15 protein-coding genes are annotated in these 19,222 nt (G+C 66.0%); 14 read left to right on the plus strand and 1 reads right to left on the minus strand.

Annotated elements, in window-relative coordinates:
- The first annotated feature begins 230 nt into the window (after positions 1-230).
- The 6 genes from AC1RUR_RS06510 (at position 231) to AC1RUR_RS06535 (ending at position 8,516) form a co-directional block, all read left to right on the plus strand.
- On the plus strand, positions 231-2,240 hold the full coding sequence (locus AC1RUR_RS06510; protein WP_492842264.1) for a hydantoinase/oxoprolinase family protein: 2,010 nt from the start codon (positions 231-233) through the stop codon (positions 2,238-2,240).
- Positions 2,237-3,817, plus strand: a complete 1,581-nt coding sequence (locus AC1RUR_RS06515; protein ID WP_492842265.1) for a hydantoinase B/oxoprolinase family protein — start codon at positions 2,237-2,239, stop codon at positions 3,815-3,817. The genes AC1RUR_RS06510 and AC1RUR_RS06515 overlap by 4 nt, the downstream gene beginning before the upstream one ends.
- Positions 3,818-3,828: 11 nt before the next feature.
- Complete coding sequence (locus AC1RUR_RS06520; protein ID WP_492842266.1) at positions 3,829-5,124, plus strand: aminotransferase class III-fold pyridoxal phosphate-dependent enzyme; 1,296 nt, start codon at positions 3,829-3,831, stop codon at positions 5,122-5,124.
- Positions 5,121-6,803: a long-chain-fatty-acid--CoA ligase gene (locus AC1RUR_RS06525; RefSeq protein WP_492842267.1), complete on the plus strand. Its 1,683-nt coding sequence runs from the start codon at positions 5,121-5,123 to the stop codon at positions 6,801-6,803. Before AC1RUR_RS06520 ends, AC1RUR_RS06525 begins: the two co-directional genes overlap by 4 nt.
- A 106-nt stretch (positions 6,804-6,909) precedes the next feature.
- Positions 6,910-7,842, plus strand: coding sequence for an N-carbamoyl-D-amino-acid hydrolase (locus AC1RUR_RS06530; protein ID WP_492842268.1), 933 nt, complete (start codon positions 6,910-6,912; stop codon positions 7,840-7,842).
- A gap of 5 nt (positions 7,843-7,847) precedes the next feature.
- The gene (locus tag AC1RUR_RS06535) at positions 7,848-8,516 is read left to right on the plus strand and encodes a flavin reductase family protein (RefSeq protein ID WP_492842269.1); all 669 of its coding nucleotides are present in this window, start codon (positions 7,848-7,850) and stop codon (positions 8,514-8,516) included.
- On the opposite strand, the gene AC1RUR_RS06540 is transcribed toward AC1RUR_RS06535, so the two are convergent.
- Positions 8,513-9,175, minus strand: coding sequence for an aspartate/glutamate racemase family protein (locus AC1RUR_RS06540; protein ID WP_492842270.1), 663 nt, complete (start codon positions 9,173-9,175; stop codon positions 8,513-8,515). The two genes, AC1RUR_RS06535 and AC1RUR_RS06540, sit on opposite strands and share 4 nt — an antisense overlap.
- A 56-nt stretch (positions 9,176-9,231) precedes the next feature.
- Here AC1RUR_RS06540 and hydA point away from each other — a divergent pair, with 56 nt between their 5' ends.
- The 8 genes from hydA to nikE all read left to right on the plus strand — a co-directional run bounded on the left by hydA (position 9,232) and on the right by nikE (position 19,190).
- A complete protein-coding gene (gene hydA, locus AC1RUR_RS06545) occupies positions 9,232-10,701 on the plus strand; it encodes a dihydropyrimidinase (RefSeq protein ID WP_492842271.1) in 1,470 nt (489 codons plus the stop codon).
- A 16-nt stretch (positions 10,702-10,717) separates the two neighbouring features.
- A complete protein-coding gene (locus AC1RUR_RS06550) occupies positions 10,718-11,692 on the plus strand; it encodes an NAD-dependent epimerase/dehydratase family protein (RefSeq protein WP_492842272.1) in 975 nt (324 codons plus the stop codon).
- A gap of 1 nt (position 11,693) precedes the next feature.
- Positions 11,694-12,443: an SDR family oxidoreductase gene (locus AC1RUR_RS06555; protein ID WP_492842273.1), complete on the plus strand. Its 750-nt coding sequence runs from the start codon at positions 11,694-11,696 to the stop codon at positions 12,441-12,443.
- Positions 12,440-13,876 (plus strand): NAD(P)-binding domain-containing protein, encoded by a 1,437-nt coding sequence (locus tag AC1RUR_RS06560; RefSeq protein WP_492842274.1) that lies wholly within the window; start codon positions 12,440-12,442, stop codon positions 13,874-13,876. Before AC1RUR_RS06555 ends, AC1RUR_RS06560 begins: the two co-directional genes overlap by 4 nt.
- A 119-nt stretch (positions 13,877-13,995) precedes the next feature.
- Positions 13,996-15,615, plus strand: coding sequence for an ABC transporter substrate-binding protein (locus AC1RUR_RS06565; RefSeq protein ID WP_492842275.1), 1,620 nt, complete (start codon positions 13,996-13,998; stop codon positions 15,613-15,615).
- Positions 15,616-15,643: 28 nt separating this feature from the next.
- Positions 15,644-16,678 carry an ABC transporter permease gene (locus tag AC1RUR_RS06570; protein WP_492842276.1) on the plus strand — a complete coding sequence of 345 codons (1,035 nt, stop codon included), beginning with the start codon at positions 15,644-15,646 and terminating at the stop codon, positions 16,676-16,678.
- Positions 16,675-17,523 (plus strand): ABC transporter permease, encoded by an 849-nt coding sequence (locus AC1RUR_RS06575; protein ID WP_492842277.1) that lies wholly within the window; start codon positions 16,675-16,677, stop codon positions 17,521-17,523. The genes AC1RUR_RS06570 and AC1RUR_RS06575 overlap by 4 nt, the downstream gene beginning before the upstream one ends.
- Positions 17,520-19,190, plus strand: coding sequence for a nickel ABC transporter ATP-binding protein NikE (gene nikE, locus AC1RUR_RS06580; RefSeq protein ID WP_492842278.1), 1,671 nt, complete (start codon positions 17,520-17,522; stop codon positions 19,188-19,190). The genes AC1RUR_RS06575 and nikE overlap by 4 nt, the downstream gene beginning before the upstream one ends.
- The last annotated feature ends 32 nt before the right edge of the window (positions 19,191-19,222 follow it).

The raw sequence follows: 19,222 nt of genomic DNA on the forward strand, positions 1-19,222 counted from the left end.
TGTTGCACCAAAACGTGCAGCCTGTGGCGCGGTGCGCGGCTTGGCTCGCGCGCTGGTCTAGCGATTTGCGACAATTCTGGCCCTGTCACGAGCTCATCGCTCTGTCGCACGCTCGCCCATGGTGGCATGACAGGGGATGCATGATGAGCGGTCTCGGTTTGGCATTGGACGTTGCGCGGAACGGCAAGGACCCGGCGTCCAGTTCGGGCGTCACGCATAGCTGATTGCACATGAGCTCTTCCGATCATCACTGGGAGGTCGGCACCGATATCGGTGGCACCTTCACCGACATCATCGCCATCCGGCGCGACTCCGCGGAGGCGCGGATCGCAAAAGTGCCGTCGCGCCCCGACGCGCCGGTGCAGGCGATGCTGGAAGCCATCGAGGCGGTGGGCCTGCGCAAGAGCGAGGTCAGGCGCTTCGTCCACGGCACCACGCGCGTGACCAACGCCATCGTCGAGGGCCGGCTGCCGAAGGTGGCGCTGGTCGCCACCGAAGGCTTTGCCGACGTGCTGGAGATCGCGCGCTATCGCCGCCGCGATCTCTACCGTCTGGACATCCCGCCGAAATCACCGCCTTTGGTGCCGCCCGAACGATGTTTTGGGCTTGCCGAGCGCCTCGATCACGAGGGCCGGGTGCTGAAGGCGCTGGATGACGCCGAGATCGAGCGTCTGGTGGCGTGGCTGAAAGGGACCGGCGTGCAGAGCGTCGCGGTCGCCCTGCTGCACGCCTACGCCAATCCGGTGCATGAAAAAATGCTCGGCGAACGTCTCAAGGACGTCGTCGCCCACGTCTCGCTCTCGCACGAGGTCAATCCCGAGGCACGCGAATATGAGCGGACCTCTGCGACCGTGTTCAACGCGGCCGCGATGCCGATCGCGGTGGAATATCTCAGCGAGCTGGAGCAACGGCTGCCGATCGGCCCCGGCTTGCAGGTGTTTCATTCGGCCGGCGCCATGATTCCGATTTCGGCCGTGAAGCGGCGGCCGCTGGTGATGGCGATGTCCGGTCCGGCGGCCGGGGTTTCGGCCTCCGTCAGCATCGCGCGCCAGCTCGGCACATCGCGCATGCTGACCTTCGACATGGGCGGCACCACGACCGATGTCTGCCTGATCGTGGACGGCCAGGCCGAGATGACCGACGGCCGCATGCTCGGCGACAAGCCGCTGCGCCAGCCGATGCTCGCGGTTCATTCCATCGGCGCCGGCGGCGGATCGATCGTGCGCAATGGTCCCGGCGGCCTGACGGTCGGGCCGGAGAGCGCCGGCTCCGAGCCGGGGCCGGCCTGCTACGGCCGCGGCGGCACGGAGCCCACCATCACCGACGCCAATGCGGTGCTCGGCTATCTCAATCCCGAAACGAAGCTCGGCGACCGGATCGGGATCGACATCGAAAGCGCCAGGCGCGTCATCGCACCGATCGCGAGCGCACTTGGCCTCAGCCTGACCGAGACAGCGCTCGGCATCATCAAGGTCGCCAACGCGACGATGGCCCGCGCGCTCCGCCGCGTCACGGTCGAGCGCGGCATCGACGGGCGTGACTGCACGCTGCTCGCCTTCGGCGGCGGCGGCCCGATGCACGCCGCAGGCCTGGCCGATCTCTACGGGATCGCGGAGGTCGTCGTGCCCAGTGCATCGAGCGCGTTTTCGGCGCTGGGCTGCTTGACAGCCGATTTCAGCTTCCTCCAGCAACAGACGCTTCGGGCCGCCCTCGATGGGATCGACCTTCCGCGCGTCTCGGAGCGCATTGGGATACTGGTCGACGATGCCTCGGCGCCATTGATCGCCAACGGCGTTGCGCAGGCGGAGATCCAGGTCGAGCTCGTCGCGTTGATGCGCTACGCGGCGCAGAACGACGCCATCCCGGTGCCGTTTGCACTGCCGCTCGATGTGGTCAGGCTCAAGAAGGATTTTCTGGCACGGCATCACGAGCTGTTCGGCTATGCGACGGGCGAGCCCTGCGTCATCGAATCCGTGCGCGTGCAGGCGCGCCGTCCGTCGACGACCATCGTGAGTCGGCCGGCGACCGCGGTGAGGGCAGTGTCCACGGGCACGCGCATCTGCTCGTTTGATGGTCTCCACGAGACGGCAACCGCGATCATCGACCGCGCCTCGCTGACCGACATCGTCAGCGGCCCGGCCATCATCGAAGACGCATGGTCGACCGTGGTTGTGCCGCCCGGCTGGCAGGCCAAACCTGATGCATCAGGCAATCTGTTCCTGACGCGGAGGGCGGCATGAAGCTCGATCCGTTCGTCGTCGAGGTCATCAGGCACGGCCTCTCGGCCGCGGCCGAGGAAATGAGCCTGGTGATGACGCGCTCGGCGCGCTCGCCGCTGCTGCGCGAGGCCGGCGATCTGTCGTCGGCGATCACCGACGGCCACGGCGGCCTGGTCGGGCAGGGCCGCGACATCCCGATCCATCTCGGCGCGATGGCCTACACCATCCCCGAGCTGCTGAAGGTGATGCCGCGCGAAAACCTGAACGACGGCGACGTGGTGATCTACAATGTCGGCGCGCTCGGCGGCAATCATCTCAACGACGTCAAGGTCGTACGGCCCGTCTTCTTCGAGGGCGAGATCGTGGCGTTCGCGGTGAGCCTCGCGCACTGGCCCGATATCGGCGGTACCTGGCCCGGCAGCTATTTTGCCAAGGCGATCGACACGTTCCAGGAGGCGATGCGGATTCCGCCGGTGCTGATCGCAACATCGGCCGGCGTCGTCACGCCGATCGTGCAACTGCTCAAGGCCAACGTCCGCGACCCCGAATCCTGCGAGGGCGATCTTCTGGCGCAGATCGCGGCGACCAAGGCCGGTGAGAAGCGCATCGTCGAACTCTGCCGCGAGCACGGCAAGGCCGTCTTCATGGCGACGCAGTCGCGCCTGCACGATCTCTCCGAAATCGAGATGCGGGAGGCGCTCCGCGCGCTGCCTGACGGTGTCTACGAGGGCGAGGATTATCTCGACGACGGCAGCGTCAACAACGCGCCCGCGCGCATCCACGTCAAGATCACTATCGCGGGCGACGAGGCGACCTTCGACCTTTCAGGCAGCTGCGATCGAGTCTCCAATTTCTGCAACACGACGCCGTTCATGGCGCGCTCGGCGGTGGCCTATGCCGCGCGGATCATGAGCGGACGCGACATGAACCAGAACGCGGGTGCGCTGCGGCCTTTGACCATCATCACGCGCCCGGGCTCGATCCTGGAGCCGGGCTGGATGGCGTCCGTTGCCGCCGGCAACCACGAGACATCGATGCGCATCGTCGATGCGATCTTTCGCGCGATGCAGGACACGATCCCGGAACGCTTGTCGGCGGGCGGCGCGACCACGGCGGGTGTGCTGTTCTTTGCCGAACCGCGACCGAATGGGTCATGGAAGATGCTGTACGAGGTCCATGGCGGCGGCGAGGGCGCGCGGCATGATCGCGCCGGCATGTCGGCGACCCGGGTGCATCTCTCCAATACCTCGAACACGCCGGTCGAGGTGATCGAGGCAAGCTACGCGATCCGCTTGGAGCAGCAGGCCATTCGCCGGAACTCCGGCGGCACGGGGGCTCGTCGCGGCGGTGACGGCTCCGTTCGCACCTATCGCATCCTCGCGCCTTCGATGCACCTGACCACCTGCATCGAGCGCATGGTGATTGCGCCCTGGGGCATACAGGGCGGCGAAGCCGGCAAGGCCTGCCGCATCTCGTTGATCAGGCGGGGCGCCAACGTCGCGATCGACGGCAAATCGAACCTGGTGTTGCAGCAAGACGATCTCGTCACGATCGAGATGTGCGGCGGCGGCGGCTATGGCGCCGTGGCCGCAGAGTGAGGGGATCAGCGATGAGCAGATTGTTGCGAACCGGACTGAATGCGGGCGAGGCCGCGCCGATGGCGGTCGTCGGCGGCGAGGGCGTTTACTTTCATCTTTCGGATGGCCGCAAGCTGATCGACGGCAGCAACACCGGCGGCGGGCTCGGCCATCGCCATCCCGCGATGGTGGAGGCGATCCGCCGCGCCGCCGACACGCCCGTCGTCAACGAAGGCTGGACCTGGGTCGGCCGCGAGCAGGCCGCCGACGATCTGATGGCCACCGCGTTCAAAGGCGAAGAGGACTGGGTCGGCGCGGTGCGCTTCTGCATCAGCGGCAGCGAGGCCAACGACATGGCGCTGTCGCTCTGCCAGGCGCTGACGCAGCGCTCCGCGCTGGCGACGCGCGAGCGCGCCTATCACGGCATCACCGGCCTGTCCCGCAGCATGACGGTGCAGCCGCAATGGCACGGCGGGCTCGCGGTGCACGCAGGCGGCTCGCAACTGCCGGCACCGATGGCGCCGGTGCGGATTCTTCCTGCGCCGGATGGCGCGATCTATGGCGCGCCGGCCAACAATGCGCCGCCCAGCGAATATCTGGCGGATGCCACGCGGTTGCTGTCGGACACCGCGGCGACAATCATCGATTACACCCAGGGCGGCATCTATTACGACGGCGCCTATCAGGACGAGGTGGCACGATGTGCGCGCCAGGCCGGTTCGTACTGGATCGCGGACGAGGTCGTGACCGGCGCAGGCCGCGCGGGACGCTGGTTCGCATTTCAGGGCGCGAAGAGCCGACCTGACATCGTGACGCTTGGTAAATCGCTCGGTGGCGGTGCGGCAGCGGTCGCTGCGGTCGTAGTGTCGAAAGACATCGTCGAGCGGCTGAGGGGCAAGAGCTGGCAGAATTACGGCACACTGCGCGGCCATCCCATCAGCATGGCGGCCGTCAGCGCTTATCTGAAAGTCGTCAGCGACGACAAGATTCTGGAGCACGTGCAAAACCTCGAAAAACTGTTCACCCGCCGCCTGCTTGCGATCGCGCAAAAACATCCAAGCGTGCAGCGCGTAGCGGGGCAGGGGCTGCACTGGACGGTGGAGCTGCACGGCCCGGATTGGCGCACCTGGCATGCCGACACTACGGAGGTGCCGATCGCCTCGCGTGTCGCGGAGCGGGCGCTGGAGGCGGGTGCGGTGATCGGAACCAGCGGCGAGCAGACCTCGCTGTTCCTGGCGCCGCCGCTGGTGATCTCCGAGCGCGAAGCGACGCTGCTTCTGGATGCGCTCGATCACGGCCTCGACATTGCCGACGAGGAGCACGGGTGAGCGCAGACCACGCAGCGCCGCATCGATCGCCGGCTTGGCCGGCGGATGAACCCTGGCATCTCGCGATGCCGGAGGGAACGCTTTACGACGCGCTGGTACGCGCGGCGCGTGATCGGCCGTCGCATCCGGCGACGGTGTTCTACGGTGCGAGGCTGAGCTACGCCGAGCTGCGCGACCGCGTGGATGCCTTGGCCGGTTTCCTGCAAGGCGTGTGCGGGGTGAAGCGTGGCGACCGCATCATGATCGCGCTCCAGAACTCGCCGCAATATGTCATCGCCTATTATGCGGTGATGCGGGCGGACGCCGTGATCGTGCCGGTCAACCCGATGAACAAGACCGTCGAGATCGATTATCTCGCCGCCGACAGCGGCGCCAAGGTTGCGATCATCGGAAGCGAGCTGAGCGATGTCTTTGCGCCGTTGGTGGGTAACGCCATCGCGCATGCAACCGTCGCCCAGTATCGCGATGAGGTGCCGGCAGCCACGCCTTATACGCTCCCCTCATGCGTGACCGAGGCGCCGGTGGAGGTACCGTCGTCGCCCGGCTGGCATTCGTGGTCATCAGCGATCGCGCAAGGCTTGCGCCCCGGGGCAATGATCGCTGGGCCGGACGATCTCATGATCCTGCCCTACACATCAGGGACCACGGGCAAGCCCAAGGCCTGCATGCACACCCATCGCAGCGCGCTGTTCACGGCTGTGCTGCAGGCGCGCTGGTACGGGCTCGATGGCGGCGACGTGATGACCGGATTCATGCCACTGTTCCACGTTGCGGGCATGCAGGGCTCGATGAATGCTGCCATCGTTACCGGCGCCACGCTGTTGCTGATGGCGCGCTGGGACAAGGATCTGCTGCCGGACCTGTTCGAGACCTACGGCGTCACGTTCTGGAACGCGGCGCCGACCATGATCGTCGACGTGCTCGCCAGCGCACGGTTCCGCGACCGGTGTTTTGCCAAGCTGAAGGTGCTGACCGGCGGCGGCGCGGCGATGCCGACGGCGGTGGCCGAGCGCCTCAAAGGCCGCTTCGGCCTCGACTTCGTCGAGGGCTACGGCATGACCGAGACGATGTCGCCGACCCATCTCAATCCGATGGCGGCGCCGAAGCGGCAATGCCTCGGCATCGCCGTGCAGGAGACCGACGCAAGGATCGTCGATCCCGAGAGCCTGATCGAGCTCGACGACAACGTCACCGGCGAAATTGTCGTGCACGGGCCGCAGGTGCTGCAAGGCTACTGGAACCGGCCGCAGGCCAATGCCGAGGCCTTCATCGAACTCTCAGGCAAGCGGTTCCTGCGCACGGGCGATCTCGGCTATCGCGATGCCGGAGGCTATTTCTTCGCCGTCGACCGCCTGAAACGCATGATCAATGTCAGCGGCTTCAAGGTGTGGCCCGCCGAGGTGGAGGCCGCGATGTACCAGAACCGCGCCATCCGCGAGTGCTGCATCGTTTCGGCGCCGGACGGCTATCGCGGCGAGACCGTCAAGGCGCTGGTGGTGCTGGACGAAGCGATGCGCCCCACGACGTCGCCGGACGACATCATCGGCTGGGCGCGGGGCGTGATGGCCAGCTACAAGGCGCCGCGCGCCGTGGTCTTCGTCGAAGAACTGCCGCGCACCGCGAGCAACAAGATCAACTGGCGGCTTTTGCAGGATGCCGAATGGGGGCGGACGGCATGAAAACTGCTTGTCTGGAAAATCGGCGCAAGACCGCGGTATGCTGCGCGCGCCGACACCCCCTTGAAGCTGCTATCTTCAGCCTCGCCAATCAATCAGGAATTCTCTGATGCGCATCGTCAATGTCGCCGCCGCCCAGATGGGCCCGATCCAGAAAGCCGACAGCCGCGAGGTCGTGGTCAAGCGCATGATCGCGCTGATGGATGAGGCCAAGGCGAAGGGCGCCGACCTGATTGTCTATCCGGAGCTCGCGCTGACGACGTTCTTCCCGCGCTGGTACGTGGAGGACCGGGCCGAGTTCGACAATTGGTTCGAGCGGGAGATGCCGAGCGCGGCAACCAAGCCGCTGTTCGAGCGCGCGGCGCAGCACCAGATGGCGATGAACTTTGGCTATGCTGAGCTGACGGCGGACGGGCATCACTTCAACACGGCCATCCTCACCGACAAGTCCGGCAAGATCGTCGGCAAATATCGCAAGGTCCATCTGCCGGGGCACGTGGAGTACGACACCAAACGCTCGCACCAGCATCTGGAGAAGCGCTATTTCGAGCCGGGTGATCTCGGCTTCAAGGTCTGGCGTGAGCTCGGCGGCATCATCGGCATGGCGATCTGCAACGACCGCCGCTGGCCCGAGACCTATCGCGTCATGGGCCTGCAGGGCGTCGAGATGGTGCTGATTGGCTACAACACGCCGTCGGTGAATGCGGAGAAGAGCGAGGAGGGCGTCGAGAAGCGCCTGTTCCATAATCGTCTCTCGGTGCAGGCCGGCGCCTATCAGAACGCGACCTGGGTGGTCGCGGTCGGCAAGGCCGGCAATGAGGATGGCCACCCGCTGTTCGGCGGCAGCCTGATCGTCGATCCCAACGGCGAGATCGTCGCCGAGGCGAAGACCGAGGACGACGAGGTTCTGGTTCACGCCTGCGACCTCGATGCCACCACTTTCGGCAAGACCACGATCTTCGATTTCGCGCGGCATCGCCGCATCGAGCATTACGGCCTGATCACCAGCCAGACCGGCGCGGTACCGCCGCCGGAGATGTGACGCCGATGGCGGGCAAGGGCACATCGGGCATTCCTCTTCGCGAGCTCGACCCGCGCGATCGCTACAAGCTGCTCTGCGGCGTGGTGGTGCCGCGGCCGATCGCGCTGGTGACGACGCTGGACGAGAACGGGGCGGTCAACGCCGCGCCGTTCAGCTTCTTCAACGTCTTCTCGGAAAGCCCGGCGCTGATCGTGCTCGGGCTCCAGCACAAGCCGGATCACAGCCCCAAGGACACGACCCGCAATATCCATCGCGACGGCGAATTCGTGGTGCACATGGTGGATGAGGCGCTGTCGGGCGCAATGAACGATTGCGCGGTTGATTTTCCCTCCGGTGACAGCGAGGTCGCGGCGACGGGGCTCGCCACGCTGCCTTCGGTCGACGTGAAGGTGCCGCGCCTTGCGGCCGCGCCCTTCGCGCTCGAATGCCGCCGCCACGTGGTGATGACGTTTTCGCCGGATCGCGAGTTGCTGGTCGGCGAGGTGCTCCGGGTTCACGCCCGCGAAGGCCTGGTCGACGAGGCCAACATGTATGTCGACCTCGACGCCTACCGGCCGATCGGCCGCATGTTCGGCAATCTCTACACGACGCAGCGGGATACGTTCGCGCTGGTCCGTGAGAGCCATGCGCAATGGCTCGCGCGGCAGGACGCCAAAGAGCTGAAGGACGCCTAGTGAGCCGAGAACTGCACCGTACCCAGTGCCATGGTGACGGCCGCCTGTGTCGGGTCGATCACGGCAACAGCCAGCGCGTCTTCCAGCGGACGGCGGTGCCGCGCCATGCCGGCGCAGCCCATCACGATGGCGCGGGCGCCGTCCTCGTCGCGCAGCGCGCGGCCGACCTCGATCATCTTCGCCAGCGTGCCTTCGCCCGACGCCGTTTCGGCAACGCTCATGTTGAGCGGCCGCTCGCCGGCGAGGCGCTCCGTCAATCCCATCTGCCTGAGATAACGCATGTGGCGCGGGATCGAGCGCTGGGCGATCGCGATGACGCCAAAGGTTTCGGCGCGGGCGAGCGCCGTCAGCACACCGCATTCGGCGATGCCGAACACAGGCCGGTCGGTGCCTTCGCGGCAGACCTGAAGCCCGGGATCGCTGTAACAGGCGATGACGAAGGCGGCAAAACTGTTGTCGCCCTCGACCAGCTTTCGCAGCGGCATCGCGACGCCGTCGACGTCGGCCTGGCTTTCAATGCCGAACGGACCCTCGGCCAGCGACTGGCAGACGATTTCCGGACCGCCCTCGAAGCCGAGTGGCTTCAGTGCGTCCTCCAGCCCTTGCGTGACCGCGGGGTTGGAGTTCGGATTGATGACGAGAATGCGCGGCCGGGACATGCTGGTCTTCCTGCTGAATTACGACTACTTGCCTCAGGCATATCACGGAGTGCCTCATGACTGAACCCACCTATGACCTGATCATTCGCGGCGGACGCGTCGCCATCACCACCGATGTGTTCGAGGCCGATGTCGCCATTTCCGGCGAGACCATCGCAGCCATCGGGAAGGGTCTTCCGGCGGCCAAACGCGAGATCGATGCGCGCGGCAAGCTGGTGCTGCCGGGCGGCGTCGACAGCCATGCCCATATCGAGCAGCTGTCCGCCGCCGGCATCATGAACGCCGACACGTTCGAGAGCGCGACCGTCTCCGCTGCGTTCGGCGGCACCACGACGGTGATCCCGTTCGCGGCCCAGCATGTCGGCATGAAGCTGCCGCAGGTGGTGGAGGATTATCACGCGCTCGCGAAAAAGGGCGCCGTGATCGACTACGCCTTTCACATGATCATCGCGGATGCGACCAGGGAGACGGTCGAGGAGCATATTCCGGCGCTGGTGAAGCAGGGCCACGCCTCGATCAAGATCTTCATGACCTACGACCGGCTCAAGGTCGACGACGAGCCGCTGCTCGACATCCTGCTTGCCGCGCGCCAGTCCGGTGCGATGCTGTGCGCCCACGCCGAAAACCACGGCATCATCGCCTGGATGGTGAAGCGGCTGCTCGCGCGCGGCTACACGATGCCGAAATATCACGCCGTCAGCCACGCCCGCGTGTCGGAGGCGGAAGCCTTCACCCGGCTGATCGGCATGGCGGCGCTGATCGACCAGCCGATCATGATCTTCCATGTCTCCACGGCCGAGGGCGCCAAGGTGATCCGCGATTCGCGAGGGCAGGGGCTCAAGGTCTTTGCCGAGACCTGTCCGCAATATCTGTTCCTCACCGCTGGCGATCTCGACAAGCCCGGTGCGGAAGGCGCCAAGTGGATGTGCAGTCCGCCGCCGCGCACGCATGCCGACCAGGAAGCGCTGTGGCAGGCGCTGTCGCTCGGCGATCTTCAGACCATCTCGTCCGATCACGCGCCCTATCGCTTTGACGAGACCGGCAAGCTGCGCGCCGGCCCCAATCCGAACTTCAAGCAGGTCGCCAACGGCCTGCCGGGACTGGAGCTGCGGCTGCCGCTGCTGTTCGACGCGATGGTGTCGAAGGGACGGCTGGGCCTTGAGAAATTTGTCGAGCTGACCGCGACGGCGCCGGCCAAGATCTACAATCTGCATCCGCGCAAGGGCTCGATCGCGGTCGGTGCCGATGCCGATATCGCGATCTGGGATCCCAACCGCGAGACTGTGATCGCCGACGAGATGATGCATGACCTCACCGGCTATACGCCGTTTGCTGGCCGCAAGCTGAAGGGCTGGCCGGTATCGGTGCTGTCGCGCGGCCGCGTGATCGTCGACGGCAACCAGTGTCTCGCGTCCGCCGGCAGCGGCAAGTTCCTGGCGCGCAGCGGCGGCGAGGCGGCCAAGCCGACGGGGCGGCTCGTCGCCGACATGGATCCCGAGCGGAATTTCGGAGCAAGGCTGCTGTGACGGCGGATTGCGCGCGATGAAGATCGTCATCTTCGGCGGCACGGGCTTTGTCGGCCTCAATGTTGCGGAGGCGCTGCTCGCGCGCGGTCACGACGTCACGCTGTATGATCGCGCAGAGTTGCCGCCATCCGCACGGCGATCTCTCGCAGACTACGGCGTACGGCTCAAAGCCGTGCAGGGCGATATCACGGACGTAGAGACCATCGACGCGCTCATCGCCGAAGGCGTTGATGCGATCGTGCTGGGCGCCGCGGTCACCGCGGGCGATGACCTCGAGCGGGCCTCGACCGCGCGCGTTCTCGAAATCAACGTGATGGCGCAGATCCCGATCCTGCTCTCGGCGATCCGCCATGGCGTTCGCCGCGTCGTCAATCTCTCGTCGGCCTCGGCCTATGGCGCCGCTGGCGCGCGGGTCGAAGTCCTGGACGAGGACACGCCCTGCGATCCGGTCTCGTTCTACGCCATCAGCAAGTTCACCTCGGAGCGATCCGTCGCGCGCCATGCTGAACTCTTCGGTGGCGACTTCCTGAGCGTGCGCCTGAGCGCGTTGTTTGGTCCGTGGGAAAAACCCAGCTCCGTGCGCGATACGCCAAGCCTCCAGTTCCAGATCCTGGCCGCGTTCGCGCGCGGCGAGCCGGCGGTGATGCCGGAACCCGGCATGCGGGACTGGATCTACGCGCCGGATGCGGCCGAAGCGGTGGCGCTCCTCATCGAAGCCGAGAGGCCGCGCCATCGGCTCTACAACATCTCCAGCGGCAGCCTGTGGCCGGCGCTGCAATGGGGCGAGGCCTTTGCGGCCCTAAATCCCGGCCTGCAATGCCGGCTCGCGGTGCCCGGCGAGAAGACCGTCATCAAACTGCACGGACCCTATCGCGCGCCGCTGTCGGTGACGCGAATGGCGGAAGAGTTCGGCTGGCGCGCGGGGTTCGGCTGCGCCGAGTCCGCGGCCGCGATGAGCGCCTGGCTGACCCGGCACAAGGATTGGATCTGACATGCGGCTGCAGGGGCGCACGGCCATCATCACGGGAGCAGCCTCCGGCATCGGCCGCGCCAGCGCAAAGCTGTTCGCGGAGGAGGGCGCGCGCCTTGCTCTGGTCGATCGCGATGCTGCGGGCCTTGAGGAAACGCTGAGCCTCGTTGGCGAAGCAACGACACATGTCGGCGACGTCGGTGACGCCGCTTTCGCAGAGAGCGTCGTCGGCGACGTCGTGGCACGACATGGCCGCCTCGATATCCTCATGACCGCCGCCGGCTTTTCCTGCGGCGGCACGGTGCTGACGACGAGCGTGGAAGACTGGGACGCCGTGTTCCGCGCCAATGTCGGCGGCACCTGGCTATGGGCGCGAGCGGCCGTGCCGCAGATGCAACGACAGAACAGCGGCTCGATCATCACGCTGGCCTCGCAGCTTGCGATGGCCGGCGGCAAGGGCAACAGCGCCTATATCGCCGCCAAGGGCGCGATCGTCAGCCTGACGCGGACCATGGCGGTGGATTTCGCGACCGACGGCATCCGCGTCAACGCGATTGCGCCGGGCGCGATCGACACGCCGATGCTTCGCCGCAGCTTTGCCCGCCATTCCAATTCGGACGAGGTGCGTGAAGCCTCCCGCAACCGCCATGCCATGAAGCGGTTCGGAGAGGCCGAGGAGATCGCGCAGACCGCGCTGCATCTTGCCAGCGATGCGTCCTCGTTCACGACTGGCACCGTCATGGTGGTTGACGGAGGCTGGCTCGCGGCATGAGTGACGCGCTGACAGAGCTCGAAGCCGATATTCGCGCCGATCTCGCCATGATCGCGCATCCCGGTGCAGTGTGGCTCGAACCGAAGATCGGGCCTGATAGCAAGCCGGCGCTCGATGTTCTCGTCGTCGGTGCCGGCCAGTCCGGCATCGCCATCGGTTTTGGTTTGATGCGCTCCCGCGTCAGCAACATCCTGTTGCTCGACAAGGCCGAGGAGGGCAAGGAGGGCCCGTGGCTCACCTATGCCCGGATGCCGACGCTGCGCAGCCCGAAGGACTACACCGGTCCCGACCTCGACATTCCCAGCCTGACCTACCAGTCCTGGCACGAAGCCCGCTTCGGCAGGGAGAGCTGGCAAAAGCTCGACCTGATCCCGCGAGGCCATTGGGCCGAGTATCTGCTCTGGCTGCGTCGCACGGTCGGTTTGCCGGTGTGCAATGGCTGTGAGCTGCTGGAGATTGCGCAGGCGCCCGGCGGGCTGCTCGCGGCCCGCGTGAAGAGTGCCGGCGGCGTCGAGACGCTCTACGCCCGCAAGATCGTGCTGGCCACGGGGCAGGAGGGGATGGGCGACTGGATGATTCCGGAGCCGCTCCGCGATCTGCCCGCCGGCTCTGTCGCGACCGTCGCCGAAAACATCGACTTCGAAGGCCTGCGCGGCAGGCGCGTCGCCGTGATCGGCGCCGGCGCCTCCGCCTTCGACAATGCGGCGACCGCGCTCGAGGCGGGTGCCGCCGAGGTGCATCTGCTGTGCCGCCGCGCGCAGATCCAGGTGGTCCAGCCCTATCGCTGGCTGACCTTTCGCGGCTTCCTGCGTCATCTCAGCGATCTCGACGATGCCTGGCGCTGGCGCTTCATGCGCAAGATCCTCGAAATGCGCGAGGGATTTCCGCAACCGACCTATGACCGCTGCGCCCGTCATGCCAATTTCACATTGCACGAGGGCGCGCCGCTTGAGGCCGCGCGTGAGACCGGCAACGGCATCGAATTGCAGACGCCCGGGGGCACCATTGCGGCGGATTTCGTCATCTGCGGCACCGGAATCGATATGAACTTTGCCGGGCGCGGCGAGCTCGCCGGATTCGCCGGCAATATCGCGACCTGGGCCGACCGCTATCAGCCGCCGGAGGGCGAGCGCAACGAACGGCTCGGCCGCTTCCCCTATCTCGCCGACGATTACGCCTTCACCGAGCGCGTGGCAGGCAAGACGCCCTGGATCTCGGACGTCCATCTGTTCGCCATTGCCTCCACCATGAGTTTTGGTCCGTCGGGATCGTCGATCAACGCGATGACGACCGCCGTGCCGAAGCTGGTCCACGGCCTGACGCGCAGCCTGTTTCGCGCCGATATCGCGCGGCACTGGGCTTCGCTCAGCGCCTATGACGTGCCGCAGGCCGTGGTCACGCGGCCGGCGCGAAAAACGGGGGATTTTCGATGATCATCCATGCGCCGCCGCGGCCAAGCGTCCCCAAAAACGCCCCATGAGACTGGCGCGCAACTTGCTTCTTTCTTAACCTGCCTTGCTGGCGTTCTCTTTCGAAATTCAGGGAAAAACGAATGCGTTTTGTGTCTTTCAGGCCGGCGTCCTGCGTCCTGGCCACCGTCGCGCTTCTGCTCATCGCGAACGCGCCTTCGCAGGCCCAAACCAGGACGGAAACACTGCGCTATGTGACGGGCGCATCCGTCAACACGCTCGATCCCAACATCCCCGGCTCGACGCGCGAGTCCTTCGCGCTGAGCATGAGCACGTATGACCGGCTGGTGGCGTTCGGCCGCAAGCAGCTCAACGGCAAATGGGTGTTCGATCTCGACAAGATCACCGGCGAGCTCGCCGAATCCTATGACGTCAGCCCCGACGGTCTGAAGCTCACCTTCCGCCTGCGCAAGGACGCAAAATTCCAGGACGGCTCGCCTGTCACCGCCGAGGACGTGAAGTGGTCGCTCGATCGCTGCGTCACCGCGCCGATCCTCGGAAAGGCGCAGCTGCTGACGGGCTCGCTCACCTCGGCTGACCAGTTCAAGGTGATCGATCCGCTGACGATCGAGGTGACGCTGCCGAAGCCCGACAAGCTCGCGCTGCCGAACTTGGCGACCGTCTATCCCATGATCATCAACTCGAAAGTGGCCAAGGAGCACGCGACCGCGGACGATCCCTGGGCGACCGCGTGGCTGAAGGAGCACACCGCCGGTAGCGGCGCCTATGTGGTCGAGACCTTCAAGCCGGGCGAGCAGGTGACGCTCAAGCGCGACGAGGCCTGGAACCGCGGCTCGGCCAACAAGCCTGCCTTCTTCAAGCGCGTGATCATTCAGTCGGTGCCGGAGCCGGCAACGCGCGCCAATCTCGTCGAGCGCGGCGATGCCGATATCGTCGTCGATCTCCAGGCCAGCGACGTGCAGTCGCTGGAGGCCAAGGGCAAGCTCAAGGTGATCTCGACGCCGCAATACAATGCGATCACCTTCGTCTCGATGAACAACCAGATGCCGCCCTTCGACAACGTCAATGTCCGCCGCGCCATCGCTTACGCGCTGCCCTATGACGACATGTTCAAGGCCGCTCTGTTCGGCCGCGGCTCGCCGCTGTTCGGGGCGACCTGGGCGGACGGCAAGCCGGCGAACGGCACCTATCCGTTCCAGCAGCCGGTGAAGCTCGATCTGGACAAGGCTCGCGAATATCTCAAGGCCGCCGGCCTACCGGAGGGCTTCTCGACCACCTTCAGCTTCAACGTCGGGCAATCCTCGACCGCGGAGCCGATGGCGGCGCTGGTCAAGGAATCGCTCGGCAAGATCGGGATCAAGGTTGACATCCAGAAGCTGCCGGACGCGCAGATGTCGACGCAGATCAACGAGAAGAAGCTGCCGTTCTACACCGAAGGCATCGTCGCCTGGCTGCCTTCGACCGACTATTTCTACCGCAACTTCTACACCGGCAATCAGCGCTGGAACTACAGCTCGATCAACAATCCGGATCTTGCCGCGATCGCGCAGGAAGCCCGCTTCGAGCCGGATAAGGCCAAGTACGAGGAAGCCGGCCGCAAGCTCAATGCGATGCATTTCGATCTGATGCCGCAGGTCATGCTGTGGCAGCCGAACCAGGACGCCGTCATGGCCTCGTCGATCGAAGGCTACACCTACGAGTTCCACCGTCAGGTCGACTATCGCGACGTCAGCCGCAAGTGATAGCGTCAAACGAAAGGAGTCTTGAAAGGTGACGACCGGTCTTGGCGCAACATTGGTGCGGGCGGGCAGGCGGCTGTTGTCGTCGCTGCCGGCGCTGTTCGGTGTGCTGGTCTTCACCTTTCTCCTGATGCGCGTCCTGCCCGGGGACCCCGCGGTGTTCTTCGCCTCGGGGCCCAATGCCGGCAAGGAAGAGATCGAGCAGATCCGCAAGCAGATGGGGCTCAACAAATCGGTGCCGGAGCAACTCGTGTTCTATCTCTCCGACATCGGCCACGGCAATCTCGGCCGCTCCATGATGACGGGGCAGCCGGTGCTGAAGGATCTGCGCGAGCGGCTGCCGGCCTCGCTCGAGCTCACCTTCACGGCGCTCCTGATCGCGCTGATCGCCGCCGTGCCGCTCGGCGTGATGGCGGCGCTGCGGCCGGGATCGATCGTCGATCACGGCGTGCGGCTGTTCTGCGCGCTCGGCGTCTGCGTGCCGACCTTCGTCTCCGGCCTGCTGCTGATCTACGTGTTCTACTATCTGCTCGGGCTTGCGCCTGATCCAACCGGGCGGATCGACGTCTTCACCTCGCTGCCGCCGCAGCGCACCGGCTTCCTGTCGATCGATTTCCTGCTGGCCGGAGACTTTGACGGCTGGTGGGCGGCCTGCAAGCAATTGATCCTGCCGGCGGTGAGCATGGCGCTGTTCGTGATCGCGCCGCTGGCGCGGATCACGCGCGCCTCGATGCTGGTCTCGCTCGGCAGTGATTTCGTGCGCACCGCGCGCTCGGTCGGATTGTCCTGGCGCAAGGTCGTCGTGACCTACGCGCTGCGCAACGCGATCCTGCCCGTCATCACCATCGCCGGCATCGTGTTCTCGACCATGCTCGGCGCCAATGTGCTGGTGGAGAAGGTGTTCTCGTGGCCGGGCGTTGCCTCCTATGCGCTCGATGCGCTGCTGTCCTCCGACTATGCGCCGGTGCAGGGCTTCGTGCTGCTGATGGCCAGCCTGTTCGTGCTGGTCAATCTCGTGGTCGATATCTGCTACGGCATCGCCGATCCCAGGGTGTCGATCGGATGACCAGCGCAACCCTTCGGCATTCGGTCTGGATTTTGCGCGGCAATCCGCTCACCGCGGTCGCCGCGACTGGCGTTCTGTTGTTCGTCCTGGTTGCGATCTTCGGCCCCTGGATCGTGCCCTACGATCCCGTGGTCTCCAATGTCTCGGAGGCGCTGCAGCCGCCGAGCGCAGCCCATCTCGCCGGCACGGACCAGCTCGGACGCGACGTGTTCAGCCGCCTCATCATCGCCGCGCGGCTCGATCTTGCGATTGCGGTGTCCGCGGTCGGCATCTCCTTCGTGATCGGCGCCGTCGTCGGCTCGTTCTGCGGTTATGCCGGCGGCAGGCTCGACCGCGGCGTCGGCCGCTTCGTCGACGTCATGATGGCCTTTCCGCTGTTCGTGCTGGCGATGGCGATGGTCGCAGCGCTCGGCAACCGGATCGAGAACATCGTGATCGCGACCGCGATCATCAATCTTCCCTTCTACATCCGTTTCGCGCGGGCCGAGGTCAACGTCCGGCGCAATGTCGGCTGGGTCGAGGCCGCGCGCGCCTGCGGCGAGAGCCACTTTTCGGTGGTGCTGCGCTTCCTGCTGCCGAACATCCTGCCGGCGATGGCGGTGCAGATCTCGCTCAACCTCGGCTGGGCCATTCTCAATGCCGCCGGCCTGTCCTTCATCGGCCTCGGCGTCAAGCCGCCGACGCCGGAATGGGGCATCATGGTCGCGGAGGGCGCACGCTTCATCTCGACGGGGCGGTGGTGGCTGGTGGCCTTTCCGGGCCTCGCGCTGATGATGGCCGTGCTGTGCTTCAACCTGCTCGGTGACGGGATGCGGGACATTCTCGATCCCCGCATGCGCACATGAACGAGACGCTCCTCAGGATCGACGACCTCCACGTCTCGTTCTCGACGCGGCGCGGCATGGTCGAAGCCGTGCGCGGCGTGACGCTCACGGTGCAAGCCGGCGAGATGCTCGGCCTCGTCGGCGAGAGCGGCTCGGGCAAATCGGTTACGGGCTTTGCGACGACAAGGCTGCTCGATACGGCCGGCCGCGTCACCGGCGGCAGGATCCTGTTTCGCGGGCAGGACGTGACGAAGCTCCGGGGCGACGACCTCCGTCAGCTGCAGGGTGCCGCGATGTCCATGATCTTCCAGAACCCGCGGGCGGCGCTCAATCCGATCCGGGCGATCGGCCTCCAGATCGCGGACGCGATCCGCACGCACAAGAAGATATCGAAGGACGCCGCGCGCGCCGAGGCGCTGGAGCTGCTGCGCGCCGTCCAGATCCGCGACCCCGAGGCGCGGATGAATGCCTATCCGCACGAGCTCTCCGGCGGCATGTGCCAGCGCGTCATGATCGCGATCGCGATCTCCTGCAATCCCGCGCTCCTGATCGCGGACGAGCCGACGACCGGCCTCGACGTCACCACGCAGAAGGTGGTGATGGATCTGCTCGCGGATATCGCCGCCGCGCGCGGCATGGCGACGATCCTGATCACGCACGATCTCGGGCTCGCGGCACGCTATTGCCGCCGCATCGCGGTGATGGAGCGCGGCCGCATCGTCGAGGAGGCGAGCCCCAAGACTCTCTTCAGCGCGCCGCAGTACGCCTATACGAAGCGCCTGGTTGCGGCATCGCCGACCGCGACCTCCCGGATCGAGGATCTCGTGACGGAGGAGGAGCGGGAGCGCAACGCGGCGATGGTCAGCAAGCCAAGGCTGGAGCCCGCGCATGGTACGCCGCCCCTTCTGGAGGTGCGCAAACTTGCAAAACGCTTCGACCAGGGCGCCGCGGCTGTCGCTGACTTCTCGATGACGATGGCCGGCGGCGAGAGCGTCGGCCTCGTCGGCGAGTCCGGATCGGGCAAGAGCACGACGTCGCGGATGATCTGCCGCCTGATCGATCCCAGCGAAGGCGACATCGTGTTCGACGGGCAGTCGATCGGTCACGTCGCGTCGCGCGATTTTCACCGCTCGCCGCTGCGCAAAGACATCCAGATGGTCTTCCAGGACCCGAACGAGAGCCTCAACCCGCGCTTCACCGCCTTCGACTGCATCGCCCATCCCCTGATGCGGCTCGACGGCATGCGTGCGGGCGATGCGCTGCGCGCGCGGGTCGAGGAATGTGCCGAGCGCGTGGGACTGCCGCTCGATCTCTTGCCGCGGTTTCCGCACCAGCTTTCGGGCGGCCAGAAGGCCCGCGTCGGCATTGCCCGCGCCATCGCCTGCCGGCCGCGGCTTCTGGTGCTGGACGAGCCGACCGCCGCGCTCGACGTTTCCGTGCAGGCGGTGGTGCTGCAACTGCTCGACCGCCTGCGCCGCGAGAACGACATCGCGCTGCTGTTCGTCAGCCACGATCTCAACGTGGTGCGCATGCTCTGCAACCGCACCATCGTGCTGCGCAATGGCGGCATCGTGGAGCAGGGCGAAAGCCGCGCGCTGTTCGATAATCCGAAAACCGACTACACGCGCAAGCTGGTCGAGGCGATCCCGCATATCGAGACCGGGCCTGTGCTGGCAGCCGCGCTTTGAGGCCTGGATCGGTCAAAATGGCGTCGAGATCC

This window comes from Bradyrhizobium sp. GW821-FHT12B03 (assembly GCF_058807535.1).